The organism is Ruegeria sp. CJ2, from assembly GCF_056536745.1.
The window spans coordinates 99,703-115,798 of sequence record NZ_JBQFQF010000007.1 but is presented as its reverse complement, the minus strand read 5'-3'; the positions used below and the strand labels follow the sequence as shown (position 1 = coordinate 115,798).

General features: G+C 59.5%; 20 protein-coding genes. 9 read left to right on the top strand and 11 right to left on the bottom strand.

The annotated features are described in order from the left end of the window. The first annotated feature begins 73 nt into the window (after positions 1-73). Both ACR0MS_RS12050 and ACR0MS_RS12045 read left to right on the top strand, forming a co-directional pair. On the top strand, positions 74-1,789 hold the full coding sequence (locus ACR0MS_RS12050; protein WP_480572918.1) for a tetratricopeptide repeat protein: 1,716 nt from the start codon (positions 74-76) through the stop codon (positions 1,787-1,789). After that, on the top strand, positions 1,779-2,600 hold the full coding sequence (locus ACR0MS_RS12045) for a 4-(cytidine 5'-diphospho)-2-C-methyl-D-erythritol kinase (protein ID WP_480572921.1): 822 nt from the start codon (positions 1,779-1,781) through the stop codon (positions 2,598-2,600). Before ACR0MS_RS12050 ends, ACR0MS_RS12045 begins: the two co-directional genes overlap by 11 nt. Here the strand turns inward: ACR0MS_RS12045 and ACR0MS_RS12040 are convergent. Further along, entirely contained in the window at positions 2,593-3,591 is a 999-nt protein-coding gene (locus tag ACR0MS_RS12040; protein WP_480572924.1) for a polyprenyl synthetase family protein, read from the bottom strand. The two genes, ACR0MS_RS12045 and ACR0MS_RS12040, sit on opposite strands and share 8 nt — an antisense overlap. A gap of 56 nt (positions 3,592-3,647) precedes the next feature. Between ACR0MS_RS12040 and ACR0MS_RS12035 the strand changes: the two genes are divergently transcribed. The 3 genes from ACR0MS_RS12035 to ACR0MS_RS12025 all read left to right on the top strand — a co-directional run bounded on the left by ACR0MS_RS12035 (position 3,648) and on the right by ACR0MS_RS12025 (position 4,919). Then, positions 3,648-3,863 carry a putative signal transducing protein gene (locus tag ACR0MS_RS12035; RefSeq protein WP_480572927.1) on the top strand — a complete coding sequence of 72 codons (216 nt, stop codon included), beginning with the start codon at positions 3,648-3,650 and terminating at the stop codon, positions 3,861-3,863. Beyond that, complete coding sequence (locus ACR0MS_RS12030; protein ID WP_480572930.1) at positions 3,860-4,630, top strand: tRNA1(Val) (adenine(37)-N6)-methyltransferase; 771 nt, start codon at positions 3,860-3,862, stop codon at positions 4,628-4,630. Before ACR0MS_RS12035 ends, ACR0MS_RS12030 begins: the two co-directional genes overlap by 4 nt. A gap of 124 nt (positions 4,631-4,754) precedes the next feature. Beyond that, a complete protein-coding gene (locus ACR0MS_RS12025) occupies positions 4,755-4,919 on the top strand; it encodes a YdcH family protein (RefSeq protein ID WP_170563647.1) in 165 nt (54 codons plus the stop codon). On the opposite strand, the gene yddG is transcribed toward ACR0MS_RS12025, so the two are convergent. From yddG to ACR0MS_RS11975, 10 genes are all read right to left on the bottom strand, one after another. Beyond that, entirely contained in the window at positions 4,916-5,782 is an 867-nt protein-coding gene (yddG, locus tag ACR0MS_RS12020; protein ID WP_480572933.1) for an aromatic amino acid exporter YddG, read from the bottom strand. The two genes, ACR0MS_RS12025 and yddG, sit on opposite strands and share 4 nt — an antisense overlap. Continuing rightward, positions 5,779-6,726 (bottom strand): transcriptional regulator GcvA, encoded by a 948-nt coding sequence (locus ACR0MS_RS12015; RefSeq protein ID WP_480572936.1) that lies wholly within the window; start codon positions 6,724-6,726, stop codon positions 5,779-5,781. The genes yddG and ACR0MS_RS12015 overlap by 4 nt, the downstream gene beginning before the upstream one ends. A 300-nt stretch (positions 6,727-7,026) precedes the next feature. Continuing rightward, complete coding sequence (gene phbB / locus ACR0MS_RS12010; RefSeq protein WP_480572939.1) at positions 7,027-7,749, bottom strand: acetoacetyl-CoA reductase; 723 nt, start codon at positions 7,747-7,749, stop codon at positions 7,027-7,029. 186 nt (positions 7,750-7,935) lie between these two features. Continuing rightward, complete coding sequence (locus ACR0MS_RS12005; protein WP_480572942.1) at positions 7,936-9,111, bottom strand: acetyl-CoA C-acetyltransferase; 1,176 nt, start codon at positions 9,109-9,111, stop codon at positions 7,936-7,938. A gap of 181 nt (positions 9,112-9,292) precedes the next feature. Next, positions 9,293-10,126 carry an EAL domain-containing protein gene (locus tag ACR0MS_RS12000; protein WP_480572945.1) on the bottom strand — a complete coding sequence of 278 codons (834 nt, stop codon included), beginning with the start codon at positions 10,124-10,126 and terminating at the stop codon, positions 9,293-9,295. 99 nt (positions 10,127-10,225) lie between these two features. Beyond that, entirely contained in the window at positions 10,226-10,414 is a 189-nt protein-coding gene (locus tag ACR0MS_RS11995) for a hypothetical protein (protein ID WP_480572948.1), read from the bottom strand. A 90-nt stretch (positions 10,415-10,504) separates the two neighbouring features. Further along, a complete protein-coding gene (locus ACR0MS_RS11990; RefSeq protein WP_480572951.1) occupies positions 10,505-11,476 on the bottom strand; it encodes a sterol desaturase family protein in 972 nt (323 codons plus the stop codon). Further along, positions 11,473-11,859 (bottom strand): hypothetical protein, encoded by a 387-nt coding sequence (locus ACR0MS_RS11985; RefSeq protein WP_480572954.1) that lies wholly within the window; start codon positions 11,857-11,859, stop codon positions 11,473-11,475. The genes ACR0MS_RS11990 and ACR0MS_RS11985 overlap by 4 nt, the downstream gene beginning before the upstream one ends. A gap of 61 nt (positions 11,860-11,920) precedes the next feature. Beyond that, on the bottom strand, positions 11,921-12,250 hold the full coding sequence (locus ACR0MS_RS11980; RefSeq protein WP_480572957.1) for a hypothetical protein: 330 nt from the start codon (positions 12,248-12,250) through the stop codon (positions 11,921-11,923). 90 nt (positions 12,251-12,340) lie between these two features. Continuing rightward, entirely contained in the window at positions 12,341-12,907 is a 567-nt protein-coding gene (locus tag ACR0MS_RS11975) for a TlpA disulfide reductase family protein (RefSeq protein ID WP_480572960.1), read from the bottom strand. A gap of 21 nt (positions 12,908-12,928) precedes the next feature. Between ACR0MS_RS11975 and argH the strand changes: the two genes are divergently transcribed. The 4 genes from argH (at position 12,929) to lysA (ending at position 16,065) form a co-directional block, all read left to right on the top strand. Continuing rightward, entirely contained in the window at positions 12,929-14,317 is a 1,389-nt protein-coding gene (argH, locus tag ACR0MS_RS11970) for an argininosuccinate lyase (RefSeq protein ID WP_480572963.1), read from the top strand. Then, entirely contained in the window at positions 14,317-14,499 is a 183-nt protein-coding gene (locus tag ACR0MS_RS11965; protein WP_480572966.1) for an argininosuccinate lyase, read from the top strand. The genes argH and ACR0MS_RS11965 overlap by 1 nt, the downstream gene beginning before the upstream one ends. A gap of 85 nt (positions 14,500-14,584) precedes the next feature. Further along, a complete protein-coding gene (locus ACR0MS_RS11960) occupies positions 14,585-14,734 on the top strand; it encodes a hypothetical protein (protein WP_480572969.1) in 150 nt (49 codons plus the stop codon). A 65-nt stretch (positions 14,735-14,799) separates the two neighbouring features. After that, positions 14,800-16,065, top strand: a complete 1,266-nt coding sequence (lysA, locus tag ACR0MS_RS11955) for a diaminopimelate decarboxylase (protein ID WP_480572972.1) — start codon at positions 14,800-14,802, stop codon at positions 16,063-16,065. Positions 16,066-16,096: the final 31 nt, after the last annotated feature.

Genomic DNA, 16,096 nt, shown 5'->3' with positions numbered 1-16,096 from the left:
GAAGGCTCTGCCATTGCCTCTTACCGGCCAAAGTCCTAGCTTGTTAGGCAGTAAACAATAGCAAGGCAGGATTTTGGTGGCTTCCCTCCTCCGTCGCGCAGCGCTGGTTGCGCTGCTTTCTTCGTCAGTCACGTTTCCGGCTTTTTCGGATACCGGGTCCGGGTCGTACCTGGCCGGGCGTCAGGCGATTTTCCAAAACGATTATACCGCAGCCGAGCGATACTATGCGCAGGCTCTGCGTGCTGATCCCGAAAATCACAAGCTGCTGGAAAGTGTCGTCGTTGCCAGGCTTTCGCTGGGTGAATTGCGACGCGCCCTGCCCGTGGCCCGCACAGTTGTGGAAATGGAGCTTCCCAGTCAGGCGGCTCGGATGGTTATCGCCGCCAACCTTGTTGCCGATGACAAGCTGGATGAACTGCTGGCGCTTGATCCTGAAACGCAGGGTGTCGGACCGTTGGTCGATGGTCTGATGCTTGGATGGGCCCACATCGGTCAGGGGTCCATGACAAAGGCGATGGAACAGTTCGATCAGGTGGCAACGCAGGAAGGGCTGCGGGAATTTGCGCTTTACCACAAGGCGCTGGCATTGGCCTCGGTCGGGGATTTCGAAGGCGCTGAGGCGATTTTTGCAGCCGATGATGGGGCAGTTGCCAAATTCACCCGCCGCGCGGCACTGGCGCGGGTTGAGGTGCTTTCACAGCTTGATCGCAATCAGGATGCGCTGGCTTTTCTGGATGACGTTTTCGCCGCGGGCAGCGATCCATCCATCGAAAACTACGAAGCGCGTCTGACAGCGGATGAAACCCTTCCGTTCACGCATGTGCGAACGGCGCAGGATGGCATGGCAGAAGTGTTCTTTTCCGTGGGGGCTGCGCTGAGCACCGAAGCGGCCGAGAATTACGTTCTGCTTTACGCGCAAATTGCAACATTCCTGCGGCCTGACCACGTGGATGCAATTTTGTTAAGCGCAGAACTGCTGGATGAGCTCGAGCAATATGATCTGGCGGTTGAAGCTTACCGCAAGGTGCCAGCCGAAAGCAGTGACTACCATGCCGCCGAGTTGGGCCGTGCCGAGGTTCTTGGACGCGCGGGCAAAACCGATGCGGCCGCCGAAGTCTTGCAGACCCTTGCCGCGCAAAGCCCGAACCTGCCCAGCGTGCATGTCGCACTGGCCGATCTTCAGCGACGGCAGGAAAACTACGCCTCTGCCGTGGAAACCTATGACAAGGCCATCGAACTGATTGGAGGCGGTGTCGGGGGAAACTGGTTTCTCTACTACGCCCGAGGCATCTCGCACGAACGGCTCAAGAACTGGGATCAGGCCGAGGCCGATTTCCGCCAAGCGCTGGAATTGAACCCGGATCAGCCGCAGGTACTGAACTATCTGGGGTATTCGCTGGTTGAACGGCGCGAAAAGCTGGACGAAGCCTTGAACATGATCGAGCGCGCTGTCGCTGCGCGGCCTGACAGCGGCTACATCGTGGATAGCCTAGGTTGGGTTCTGTTCCGTCTGGGGCGCTACGACGAAGCGGTTGAGCATATGGAGCGCGCCGTTGAGTTGATGCCGGTGGATCCCGTGGTGAACGACCATCTGGGGGATGTCTACTGGGCGGTCGGGCGCGCGCGCGAGGCCGAGTTCCAATGGAAACGCGCCCTGTCCTTCATCGACCCCGATGACACCGATGGCGAAGCCGACCCGGAAAGAATTCGTCGCAAGATTGAGGTCGGGCTGGATGCAGTTCTGGCCGAAGAGGGGGCTGACCCTTTGAAGGTCGCAAATGAAGGCTGAGGGTTTCGCGCCCGCCAAGATCAACCTGACCCTGCATGTGACCGGCCGACGAGCCGATGGGTACCACCTGCTGGATTCACTGGTGGTTTTTGCGGATGTGGGCGACACGCTGCGCTTCACTCCGGGTGATCACCTGTCGATCACGGTTTCGGGTGAGCACGCGGCAGGGGTTCCTGCGGATGATCGTAATCTGGTCTGGAAAGCAGCCGAGGCTGCAGGTTGGGCAGGGCATATCGACCTGAACAAAGCGCTGCCGCACGGTGGCGGGATCGGTGGCGGATCATCGGATGCGGCGGCAACTTTGCGCATGGTTGCAGATCAGGGGGGCACCATTCCCGATGAGATTGCCTTGTCACTTGGGGCGGACATCCCCGTCTGCATGGCTGCGCAGGCAAGCCGAATGCGGAGTATTGGCGACGGGCTGACACCGGTTGTTTTGCCGCCCTTGCCAGCCCTTCTGGTCAATCCGGGCGTTGAGGTTCCGACGGGGGCTGTATTCTCGGCGCTGGACAGTCGCGAAAATGGCCCCATGCCGGACGATATTCCGACTTTTACTGCTCCTGACGACTGCGCCGCATGGTTGCGGGGTCAACGAAACGATCTTGAGGGTCCGACCAAGGGTCTTGCGCCCGACGTTGGTCGGGTGCTGGACGAACTTGGCGCCACCAAGGACGCTCTGCTTGTTCGGATGTCAGGGTCGGGATCGACGTGTTTTGCGCTCTACCCCAGCATGAAGGCCGCCCATTTCGCAGCCTACGAAATTGGCGCAGCCCATCCCGACTGGTGGTGTCGCGCGGTTCAGCTCAATTGAGGCGAGACACCACGTAATCTGCCAGATCGCGCAGCAACGTGCGAACTTCATGGTCGGGAAGCATGTCGAGCGACGCTTTGGCCTTGTTCGCCCATCCCAGCGCGTCCGACCGCGTGGCGTCCAGCGTGCCGTATTTCGCCATCAAACCCAGTGCGTGGTCCAGATCGCCTTCTTCCTGACGGCCACGGCCAATCGTGCGCTCCCAGAACGCGTGTTCTTCCGGGGTTGCTTGCGTGACGGCCTTGATAACCGGCAGGGTCAGCTTCCGTTCGCGGAAATCGTCACCGACATTCTTGCCCGTCGCAGCGCTGTCGCCCTGATAATCCAACAGGTCATCCGCGATCTGAAAGGCGATACCCAGCGCGTCGCCGTAGTCATAAAGGGCTTGAACCTGCTCTTCGGTCGCGCCGGCGATGACGCCGCCGACTTCGGTCGCGGCCGAAAACAATGCCGCCGTCTTGCCCCGCACAACCTGCAGATAGATCGCTTCGTTGGTGCCCAGATCGGTGGCCGCTGTCATTTGCAGGACTTCACCTTCGGCTATCGTGGCCGATGCGTTTGCCAGGATATCAAGCACGCGCAGCGATCCTGTCTCGACCATCAACTGGAAGCTGCGAGAGAACAGGTAATCGCCCACCAAAACGCTGGATTTGTTGTCCCACAAAAGGTTTGCCGTGGGACGCCCGCGTCGCTGGCCGCTTTCGTCTACGACATCGTCGTGCAGCAAGGTGGCGGTATGGATGAATTCGACAGTCGCGGCCAGACGCACATGGTGGCTGCCCTGATAGCCAAACAGTTGCGCTGCGGCCAAGGTCAGCATCGGGCGCAAGCGCTTGCCGCCCGCCTCGACGAGATGCGCCGTTACTTCCGGGATGCGCGGGGCGTGCTCGGACGCCATGCGGGTTCGGATCAGCTCATTCACTGAGTCCATTTCACCCGCGAGAATTTCCGCCAGCCGCTCATGCGGTTTTGAGACCGTGCCGATCGTCATCACACTCCTGATACAAGGCTCGACTTCTGCCGTACCTTGCCCTTACATCCATCCCCATGAAAGAACTTTTGCGCAGCACCGATCCAACGATCCTGGCGTTTGCATCCGCCCTTCTTGAAGGCGAGGATATAGACTGCTTTCAGATGGACGTAAATATGAGCATCCTCGAAGGCGGCATAGGAATTTTCCCCCGTCGCCTGATGGTCCGGGCCGATGACCTGACCCTGGCCGAGCGCGTGATGCGTGACAACGAAATCCCGCTGGGCCGATGACCCGGTTTGACGATGATGACCTGACCCTGAATGACTTTTTGGGTGGTCGTATGCGCCTGTGGCAACCCCGCAGTGGCTATCGCGCCGGGGTGGACCCGATCCTGCTGGCCGCCTCTGTCCCGGCAAAACGGGGCCAAAGCGTGCTGGAATTGGGCTGTGGGGCTGGGGCAGCCGTGCTGTCACTGATGACGCGCGTGCCAGGATTGCAGGCCGTTGGGGTTGAACTGCAAGCACCATATGCTGATCTGGCACGTCGGAACGCTGCTGAAAACGCTGCGGGGCTGGAGGTCATTCAGGCGGACTTGACCGCGTTGCCGCCGGGCTTGAAACAGCGTCAGTTTGATTACGTGATCGCCAATCCGCCCTATTACCGGTCAGGGGCGCATAGCCCGTCTATGGATCAGGGACGAAGCGTCGCACTTGGTGAGGATACGCCGCTGGACCACTGGTTTGACGTTGCGGCCAAACGCCTTGCACCGAAGGGTTACCTGCACATGATCCAAAAAGCGGATCGGTTGCCGGACATGCTGATCTCTTGTTCAGGGCGGCTGGGATCAATCGAAGTAGTGCCGCTGGCAGCCCGATCCGGGCGCAAGGCCGAGCTGATGATTCTGCGGGCCAGAAAAGAGGGGCGCGCGGCGTTTCAACTGCACGCACCCCTGATTTTGCACGCAGGAGAGCGCCACGAAAAAGACGGGGAAAGCTATACCCCGCACGTATCCGCCGTGCTGCGCGACGGGGCTGCGCTGGCGTGTTTCCCGGAGTGATAGGCATTAACCAGCCGAATTTGTCGGATTTATTACAGATTCTGTGCGTCTGCAGCGTGACAGGCTGGAAACGATGTGGTCAACTTCTTACGTAAACCTGAGACACCAACAAAGGAGTATCGCCATGAGCGTGAGCGCACATCTGACGGAACTGAAGAAAAAGCACGAAACTCTCGGTCTCGAAGTAGAACAAGCCCAACGCTCGCCAGGCATCGATGATCTCCATATCGCTCAACTCAAGAAACAGAAGCTGAAACTGAAAGAAGAGATCGAGCGCCTGTCCAGTTAACCGCTCATACTGGCGCGGGCCGCGATTGTCGCGCCGCCCGTAATTAAAACGGCCGCGATCGCCAGTCCCCACGAGGGGGCCGCGATCCCGGCCACAACCAAAACAAGCGTAGACAACAAGGGTGCCGCGTAGGATGCCGTGCCCAAAATTTGGATGTCGCCTTGTTTGACCCCGATATCCCAGACATAAAACGCCAGTCCCACCGGCCCCAGACCCAAGGCCAGAACGGATACCCAGCTTGTTGCGGTGTCCGGCCACACTGTGTCTTCAACGGCTATGTGCAACGCAGCGGATGCTATGGCCGTGGCGACGCAGAACACGGCAACCGAACTTGTCGGCGTGTCGCCCAAGCGCCGGGACAGCACCGAATAGCCGGACCATGTCAGCGCACACAGCAGGGCCAGCCCATATCCCGGCAAGTGATCCGATTGGAATCCGGTACTTCCGCCTCCAGCTATGATCACAGCAGCCCCGGCGAACCCCAGACAGGCGCCGAACAGATGCCCCAGACGCAGGTTCTCGCCCGGCAGCAGCCCGGAAAAGAGGACAATCAGCAAAGGCCAGAGATAGGCGATCAAGCCAGCCTCGGCCGCTGGAGCCATGCGCAACGCCGTGAAATACAACGCGTGGTAGCCAAACAGCCCGACCGTACCGAACAGGTAGGTTGTCCAGCGCACTGTTCGAAGCTGCGCCAAGCCACCATTTGCCCAGGTCCAGATCAGCCCAAGCGTGCCACCGATTGAAAAGCAAATGGCGTTCAAGAGAAGTGGCGGGGTGGGTGCGGATCCTACTGTGAACAAGGCCAGCAAAGACCATAGCAGGACCGCGATAAATCCGATCCCCGTTGCTCGGGTTCTTGTCATGGGGCGGGGACCTCTTCCGCCGGGATGATTTCGAATTCATCCGAGATATGCGCGGTTTTTTCAATCTCGTCCATGAACCAATCGCGGAAGGCAGCGATCTGGGGTCGGTTCTCGGCACCCGGCAGGCATAGGAACCGAAACCGCCCCCGTGTTTCGATGGCGGTTTTGAACGGCGCGACCAAGCGCCCCTCGGTCAGGTCCTTGAGTATCATCGCGCGGCGTCCAAGCACAACGCCAACCCCGGCAACTGCTGCGTCGATCGCATGGTCCGCATTCGAAAAATGCGCGCCGTGGGTGGGCGCGAAATTCACGCCGACCGCCCGAAACCATGCAGGCCAGTCGCTGGGCGGTTGGAGAAACGCAATCGAGTCGTCGAAGATCAGCGGCGCGTCCCTTAGGCTGTTGGGGGTTGAATACCGTTCGGCCAATTCAGGGGTCATGACCGGTGTCAGCCACTCTTTGCGCACGGGCAGGGAATACAGACCCTCGTCATCGCCATAACCAAACCGGATCGCCACATCTACATCGTCGCGTTCCAGATCCATATTGCGCAAGGTGGCCGAGAACTTGAGGTCAATCTCGGGATGCGCCCGCGCGAATTCATAAAGGCGGGGGGCAAGCCACTTGGCGGTCAAGGCCGGGCCCGCAGTCACGGTCAGGCTGGTATCGTTTCCCTGCCGTCGGGCCGCCTGCCAAGCAGCCTGTAATGCAGCAAACCCTTCGGCTGCGCCGGGTGCCAGTGCGCGCCCGGCCTCGGTCAGTTCGACGGCGCGGTTCAGGCGGTGAAACAGCGGTCGGCCCAGATGTTCCTCAAGCGATTTGATCTGAAAGGACAGGGCCGCAGGTGTTACGTGCAGTTCTTCAGCCGCCTTCGCAAACGACATGTGGCGCGCGGCGGCGTCAAAGGCACGCAATGCGGTCAGCGGGGGAAGGTAGTCGCTCATAGCATAAGAAATTCTTAACTGAAACCTGCAGAAAGCTCGTTTGTCGCCATCATTGATAAGGCGCATATTGAGTGCAAGTCAAACAAAGCTGAACTGAAAGGATGACTGCCATGATCGAGATGACGACAAACCCCGCAGCCGCCCGCGCCTTTCAGCGGGCCCATGCTGAACGCGGCCAGATGCTTAAACAGGCCCTGAACTGGCTTTTTGGTTCCCGCTGAACGCAGCGCGCGCGTCCTTACGGGATAAAAGAAGGGCCGGTCTGAAAAGACCGGCCCGTTTTCGTTTTCTGTGTCCGGCTTAGACGAAAAACTGTCCACCATTGGCCGAAATGGTCGAGCCGTTGATGAATTGAGACTCGTCCGACGCCAGGAACGCAACGCAACGCGCGATTTCCTCGGGCTCACCCAGGCGACCAGCCGGGATTTGCGCAACGATGGAATCACGCACCTTTTCTGGCACAGCCATAACCATCTCGGTCGCGATATAACCGGGGCAGATCGCGTTTGCGGTGATGCCTGCGCGGGCACCTTCCTGCGCCAGCGATTTCACAATGCCCAGATCGCCCGCCTTGGTCGCGGCATAGTTCACCTGTGCGAACTGGCCTTTCTGACCGTTGATCGAACTGATGACGATCACGCGGCCGAACTTACGCTCACGCATGCCGGGCCAGACAGGATGCACGGTGTTAAACACGCCGGTCAGGTTGGTGTCGATCACCTGATGCCACTGTTCCGGGGTCATCTTGTGGAACGGCGCGTCCTTGGTGATGCCCGCGTTGGCGACCACGATGTCGATGGGGCCAACCTCTGCCTCGACCTTTTCGATTCCGGCCTTGGACTCGTCATAGTCGGCAACATTCCACTTGTACGTGGCGATACCGGTTTCTTCGGTGAACTTTGCGGCGGCTTCATCATTGCCGGCATAGGTGGCCGCAACATTGTATCCTTCGGCCTTGAGCGCCTTGGAAATTGCTGCGCCGATGCCGCGGGAACCGCCGGTGACGAGTGCTGTACGTGCCATTTAGGACTCCTCCAATTCATATCGTCTTGGTAATGCTGTTACTTTGAGAGGTGATCTTGCGCAATATTATTTCGCCCTGAATTTCGAAATTCCGTACGGTAATATCGTCGCATCTGTGGGGTAGACCCCAGTGTCACAAAAAAGGGCGCCCATTGGACGCCCTCTGATATTCGGATTTCACGCCACTTAGTCGCGCTCCACGCAGAGGGCGACGCCCATGCCGCCACCGATGCAGAGAGTGGCAAGACCCTTTTTCGCGTCGCGGCGTTTCATTTCGAACAGAAGCGTGTTCAGAACCCGGCAGCCCGACGCGCCGATCGGGTGGCCGATGGAAATGGCCCCGCCGTTCACGTTTACGATCGACGGATCCCAGCCCATATCCTTGTTCACGGCGCAGGCTTGTGCGGCGAAGGCTTCGTTGGCCTCAACCAGATCCAGATCGTTGACCGACCAGCCCGCCTTTTCCAGCGCCTTGCGCGAGGCATAGATCGGGCCCACGCCCATGATCGACGGGTCCAGACCAACGGTTGCGTATGACGCGATGCGGGCCAGAGGCTCAATCCCGCGCTTTTCGGCGTTTTCGGCCGACATCAGCAGGGTCGCCGCAGCGCCATCGTTCAGACCGGAGGCGTTCGCAGCCGTGACCGAGCCATCCTTGGCGAAGGCGGGGCGCAGTTTGGCCATCGCCTCCATCGTTGCGCCGTGGCGGATGTATTCGTCGCTATCCATCACGATGTCGCCCTTGCGGGTCTTGATGGGGAAGGGGGTGATCTCATCGGCGAACTTGCCGGCCTTTTGCGCGGCCTCGGCCTTGTTCTGGCTGGCAACTGCAAATTCGTCCTGCATGTCGCGGCTGATCTGCCATTGCTCGGCCACGTTTTCCGCAGTCTGACCCATGTGATAGCCGTTGAACGCATCCCACAGACCGTCGCGGATCATCGTGTCGATATATTTCATGTCGCCCATCTTGTGACCTGCGCGCAGGGCGGCGGCGTGGGGGGACATTGTCATGTTTTCCTGACCACCGGCGGCAACGATATCGGCGTCACCCAGCTGGATGTGCTGCGCACCCAGCGCAACCGCCCGCAGGCCCGAGCCGCAGACCTGGTTGATGCCCCAGGCGGCGCTTTCCTTGGGCAGACCGGCATTGATATGCGCCTGACGCGCGGGGTTCTGACCCTGAGCGGCGGTCAGTACCTGACCCATGATGGTTTCGCTGACTTCGCCTTTTTCGATTCCGGCACGCTCAACCACGGCCTCAAGAACTGCCGTGCCGAGGTCATGTGCAGGGGTGTTGGCGAATGATCCGCCAAAGCTGCCGACGCCTGTGCGTGCTGCGGATGCGATTACTACGTTGGTCATTTAGACAATCCTTTACCGTCAAGGTCCTGTGGGAAACGTGACGGCGCAGGTCGCAGGGGTGCCCCCTGTCAATAAGAGCGCCTCATGATCCCCCGCTCCAACTGCACTTGGAATAGCGCAATGCTGCAGTTGCAGCAATGGGCAGCTTGTCTCAGGCGGGGATTGGACGGGTTGTCCCTGGTTAACTTGCTGTTTTAGAGGTTTTTTCCGCCTTCCATGGTGCCTTGACCGAAGGCGCGCCGAACAAAAAACCCTGAAGGCAGTCAACACCGCTGTCGATCAGGAATTCCGCGTCTTCCCGGGTTTCAACCGATTCGGCGGTGACCAGAATTTCAAACTCGCGCGCGACGGCGATCAGCGCGCGCACAAGCGCCTGATTGTCGGGGTTGTTGCTGATGCCCCGGACAAACTGGCCATCTATTTTGGCCGCGTCGAACAGGAACTCGCGGAAGTGACGAAAGCTGAAATTACTGGCACCGAAATCATCCAGTGCAAACGCAACCCCGCGCGGCTGCATGCGGTCCATGAAATCGACCACAAGGTCGGGCAGGGTCATGGCCGAGCTTTCCGAAATCTCCAGAATCAAACGCTCTCCGATGCTCGCGTCTTTCTTGAGAAACCTCTCCATCACGCGGGACCATCGCGCATATCCGATCGAGCGTGCAGACATGTTCACCGACATTCGAATGTCAGGGTTCCGGGCCAGCGTGCGCAACCCCATCTCAAGCGCGACGCAGTCCACCTCACGGCCGATTGGGGTGTTGTCCAGTTGCGGCATGAATTCACGCGCCGGAATGACCCGGCCTGTTTCGTCCAGAACCCTGATGAACGCCTCATAAAATGCGACGCCGTGCGGGGGGCTGGCCTGCATGACGGGTTGGAAGGCCAGTTTGCATTGTTTGTGCTTTACGGCCTCGGACGCCATTTGCACCGCCGTCGCATCGCGCGAGGTCACAGCCGCATTCAAGGGGTTTTCCGACCCCTCGGGCATGTCTGCCAGTGTTTTGTCCTGCATGAGTCCGCCAATCCCTGCCGCCATCGGTCAGGTTTCGATTTCAAGGCAAACTCGTGAATTTGCGGTTAATAGAGGATGGGAAGGATCAGTGCGACAGTCTTAGCGCGCCGTTTCCCAAGCCCGCCCAATGGATGCAGCGGCCCCTATCACGGCTCCGGCAAAGCCAAGAGCCATCATGGAAAACCCAAGTGCAATGAGCGAGGGCGCAGTTCCAGTCAGAGCGGTGATCATTGCAAGCAGCAAACCTGCCAGACCCAAAATGGTCGATACGGTCATAAATCGGGTCATGATCTGCCTCCTGCTGTGTGTGCCGCGCATCCCGTTGATATGGATTGCGCGCATCACATTTCAAGATCAGACATAAACCGGATGGCCGTGTCAGGCGCGCTTTGCCTGTGAATTGGGCAATTCTGATTCGAATTGTTCAAATCCGGGCGAACCGCGATCTTCAGGATGGCGGGCAATGTGCTTGGCTTTGATCTGTTCCGAGCTGTCCCGGCTTCCATCATGGCTGTAGCCCGGAGGCGCGAAGCAATAGGCCAGCCGTTGCCGGACTGTCAGGCCCGGTTGGGTGGCGTCCCGCCAGATACCGACCCATTCGTGGAAGGCGACCCGCAGCGGGTTGAAGGTGCCGATGTTGTTTACCAAGCCATAGTCGACTTTGTCGTCTTCCTGCTCGGGGACGAAGGTTCCGAACAATTTGTCCCAGACGATGAACGTGCCTGCATAATTGCAGTCGAGATAGCGCGCGTTGCGGCCATGATGGGCGCGGTGATGGCTGGGGGTGTTCATCACGGCCTCGAACCAGCGGGGCATTTTCTTGATGGCTTCGGTGTGAATCCAGAACTGGTAGACAAGGTTTACACCGCCGCAGAACAATACCATTGCAGGGTGGAACCCCAGCAGGATCAAAGGTGAGCGGACGACCATCATGAAGGTAAATGAATAGGTCCAGGTCTGTCGCAACGCGGTGGTCAGGTTGTAATGCTGCGAGCTGTGGTGGTTCACATGGCTGGCCCAGACCCAACGGATGCGATGTCCGAAACGGTGCACCCAGTAGTATCGGAAATCATCCAGCACAAAGCACAGGAAAACCACAGGGATCGACGTGCCCAGATTGAGCGGAGTGATTTGCCACAGCCACATGAACCCGGCCCAGATCAGGAACCCCACCATGAGATCCGAGGCGATATTGCCCGCCCCCATGATCAGCGAAGTGACGGAATCCCGGGTCTCGTATCGGCCGCCTTTTCCTTTCACGGCGATCCAAATGAACTCGACCAGAATGGCGGCAATGAAAAAGGGAATGGCCCATTGCACGGCGTCTGGAAATGTAACTTGATCGGTCATGCAGGCTCCAACAGGTGCTGCCAGTGCTGGCGTTCGAATTCGTCAAGGCGGACAAGGACTTTGGGCGTTCCGAATTCGTGAAAATAGACTTCAAACCCGTCCGGATGGTCCAGCCAGTCAAAGTCGAGAAGATGACGGGCCACAGTGTCCGCGCCAAAGGACCACACCAGCCCGTTCCCAGAGCGGGTGCGGATCAGCGCGCTGTGGCCGTCATGGGCCACCGTCACATCTATGATGTCATCGTCCGGCACATGGCGCAGCCATTCCGACCGCGCGCTTTCCGGCGTCAGTACGCGCACGCGGGACTTGCCCGCGAGATGCATCATTAGTGTGATCCCGGCGATTCCTCCAACCACCAGAACCAGCAGTAATTCAAGCGGCATAGCCGTCCTCCCGACGCGCAGAGTGCAAATCCCGGCGGAATCTGTCAAAGGTGGCGTGGCGTCAGCTTGCCGGGACGTCGGTCAAGACTTCATGTTGAACCACCCGTCTGACGAACGGAACCAGCCCATCGGGGCCGGATGCGCGATCTTTGAGGTGGATACAAATGTCCGGCCTGCGTGACGCAATAATTCCGACCATTTCGCCGCGTATTCTGTCGTCCAGCCCTGCCCCGATTATGGCGCAGGCTATCTGTGGTTCGGCGTCCAGTTGCCGCCTGACTTCATCCTGATCATGCGCGCCGAGCCATTGAATGGGCATATGATCCAATTGCCGTGCGACATCACCAATCACATTTGGCAAACGGCCGATCAGTAAGACTACCGGTTTCATCGCCGTCTCCCTTTCTGCAGGTTACAAACGAAAACCGGCCCGTTGGGGCCGGTCTTAGTGTAGCACAGAATGGACTGTGATGCGTTGGGCCTAGCTTTCCGCGCCAACAAGCGCGCCAATAATGGCTTTGGCGCTGTCCGAATTCCACTCGGCGTCTCCGATCAGCCGGGCGATCTCGTCGCCGTTGGGGTCGAGAATCACGGTAATCGGCAAGGCAATCACGCCGAACTCACGCGCGACGGCCGACCCCGCATCCTGATGGCGCGGCAGGTTTTCGATGCCGTTTTCCTCGAAGAACTTCTTGATCCCTGCGGCGGAGTTGCGGCCTGTGGCGAGCGTGACCACCTCGAACTTGTCGCCACCGAACTCTTCCTGCAGCTCGGCGATCTGGGGCATTTCCTTCCGGCAAGGCGCGCACCATGTGGCCCAGAAATTCACCAGAACATACTTGCCTTTGTAATCCGCCAGCGTTGCGGGGCCGCCATCATCTTCAAGCTGGAATTCGACCGGGGCTTTGGGTTTGGGTTCTTTGTGCAGGATCAGCCGATTCAGCGTGCCGTCGCGGAGCGGCTTCAGAGTTTCAACATCCGCGGCCAAAGCCGCATTTGCACCCAGCGCAAGGGCCATATAAAGGGGGATCAGACGAAATAGGCGCATATCAACTCCGGGTTTTCTTACATGACCGATCAATCCTCGAACCAGATGTGGGGCGGCCGCTTTGCCGCCGGTCCAGACGCGATCATGGAGGCAATCAATGCCTCGATCGGGTTCGATCAGCGGATGGCAGCCCAAGACATTGCAGGCTCGCGCGCCCATGCCGCCATGTTAGCGGCCACAGGCGTCATAAGTGATAATGACGCTGAGGCTATTCGGGAAGGGCTGCTCACCGTTTTGTCAGAAATCCAGTCCGGTTCGTTTCAGTTTTCGACGGCACTGGAAGATATTCATATGAATGTCGAGGCGCGCCTGAAAGAGGTGATCGGAGAACCCGCAGGCCGTTTGCACACAGGCCGTTCGCGCAATGACCAAGTGGCGACCGACTTCAAATTGTGGGTGCGTGATCAGTTCGACGCGGCGGAAACCGGCCTTCTGGCCCTGATCCGCGCTTTGTTGGCGCAGGCCGAGGCCGGGGCCGATTGGGTCATGCCCGGTTTCACCCATCTGCAAACGGCGCAGCCGGTCACTTGGGGCCACCACATGATGGCCTATGTCGAGATGTTTGGCCGCGATCTGTCCCGCGTCCGTGATGCGCGCGCCCGGATGAACGAATCCCCCTTGGGGGCTGCAGCGCTGGCGGGGACGTCCTTCCCGATTGATCGGGACATGACCGCTGAGGCGCTGGGCTTTGACCGTCCCGCTGCCAACTCTCTGGATGCGGTCAGTGACCGCGATTTCGCGCTGGAATTTCTGTCCACCGCCTCGATCTGCGCTGTGCACCTCTCGCGCTTTGCCGAAGAACTGGTGATCTGGTCCTCGGCCCAGTTCCGGTTTGTGACGCTGTCGGATCGGTTCTCGACCGGCTCGTCTATCATGCCGCAGAAGAAAAACCCCGACGCGGCCGAGCTGATCCGCGCCAAAGTTGGCCGTATCTACGGCGCAAATACCGCGCTGATGATGGTGATGAAGGGTCTGCCGCTGGCCTATTCCAAAGACATGCAGGAAGACAAGGAACAGGTCTTTGACGCCGCCGATAACTGGATGCTGGCTCTGGCCGCGATGGAAGGCATGGTCAAGGACATGACCGCCAACCGCGACAGTCTGGCGGCGGCGGCGGGGTCAGGTTTCTCGACGGCGACCGATCTGGCCGATTGGCTGGTGCGGGTGCTGGGGCTGCCGTTCCGCGATGCACATCATGTCACCGGATCGTTGGTTGCGAAGGCGGAAAGCAAGGGCTGCGACCTGCCCGATCTGACGCTGGAAGACATGCAATCGGTCCATGGCGATATCACCGACGATGTCTATTCTGTCCTTACCGTCGAAAATTCGGTAAACTCGCGCCAGTCCTACGGCGGCACGGCACCGGATCAGGTGCGTGCCCAGATCAAGCGGTGGAAGGCGCTGGTGTAATGCAGTTCATGCGAGTTTTGCTTTTGGTCTCGCTCGGAGCGGTACTGGCCGGGTGCGGCGCGGATGGCGAACCGATTCAGCCGACGATGAATGCCAGCATCGGCGTCGGCAGCAGCGGCACGCATGTGGGTGGCGGAATTGGCCTGCAACGCGGCGGGTTGGGGATTTATCTGGGCCGCTGATGTCCTGAGATTGCAATTCTCTGTCGTCGCGCCCATTTGCACCCGGTAGCCCGCGCAAAGGCGCCTCAACACCGAAGAGATACAAATGAGAACTTTTGGCCTGATCCTGTCGCTTGCAGTACTTGCGGCATGTGATCCTTCGTACAGCCCTCGTCCAGAGCCCGAGACCAATTCGGGCGGGTCAGGGATCAAGATTTCCGGCTATGGGCGGGTCGGCGTTTCAACATCCAACTAACGCAACGCAAAGGCGCGCGCAGAATCCATTGATCCGCGCGCCCTTTTTGGTCTAAGCGCGCTGTCATGGATCACTTTCTCTACCGCGACGGCGCGCTTTACGCCGAGGATGTCCCCATTTCCGAAATCGCAGCCGCGGTCGGAACCCCGTTCTATGTCTATTCTACAGCCACCCTGCTGCGGCATTTCAAGCTGTTCGATGACGCGCTGGATGGGATGGAGCACCTTGTTTGCTATGCGATGAAAGCGGCCAGCAATCAGGCGATCCTGAAGACGCTGGCGCAGGCGGGTGCGGGCATGGACGTGGTCTCGGGCGGGGAATATTTGCGGGCCAAGGCCGCAGGCGTTCCAGGCGACAAGATCGTATTCTCGGGCGTTGGCAAGACAGCGGATGAGATTCGCACCGCGCTGACCGGAGGCATTCGCCAATTCAACGTGGAATCCGAGCCCGAGATGGAGGTGATCAACGCCATCGCGCTGGAACTGGGCGTGGTTGCACCGATCACCGTGCGGGTGAACCCGGATGTCGACGCCAAGACCCACGCCAAGATCGCCACCGGCAAGTCGGAAAACAAGTTTGGTATCCCGATCGCCCGCGCCTCCGAGGTGTATGCCCATGCCGCCACCCTGCCGGGGCTGGAGGTGATTGGCATCGACGTCCATATCGGCTCGCAACTGACCGAGCTGGAGCCGTTCGAGCTGGCCTATACCAAGGTTGCCGAACTGACCGAACAGTTGCGCGCCGAGGGCCACAATATCCGCCGACTCGATCTGGGCGGCGGTCTGGGCATCCCCTACACCCGCGCCAATGACGCGCCGCCGTTGCCGGTGGAATACGGCGCGCTGATCCAGAAAACGCTGGGCCATCTGGGGTGTGAGATCGAAATCGAGCCGGGCCGCCTGATCGCGGGCAATGCGGGGCTGATGGTCAGTAAGGTGATTTACGTGAAATCGGGCGAAGGCCGCGATTTCCTGATCCTCGACGGGGCCATGAACGACCTGATCCGCCCGGCAATGTACGAGGCACATCACGATATCGTCGCCGTTCACGAACCCGCGCCGGGTGTGGACCAGCAACCCTATGATATCGTTGGACCCGTTTGCGAGACCGGTGATACATTCGCCAAGCAGCGCGACATGCCACCGCTTGCGCCGGGCGATCTGGTCGCCTTCCGCAGCGCCGGGGCCTATGGCGCGGTGATGGCCAGCGAATACAATACGCGCCCTCTGATCCCCGAAGTTCTGGTGCATGGCGATCAATTCGCCGTAATTCGTGAACGCCCGAGCTTTGACGAAATCATAAACCGCGATACCATACCAGAGTGGCTTTGACGCGATAGGCGCGCGGGCCCGCTGACGGAGG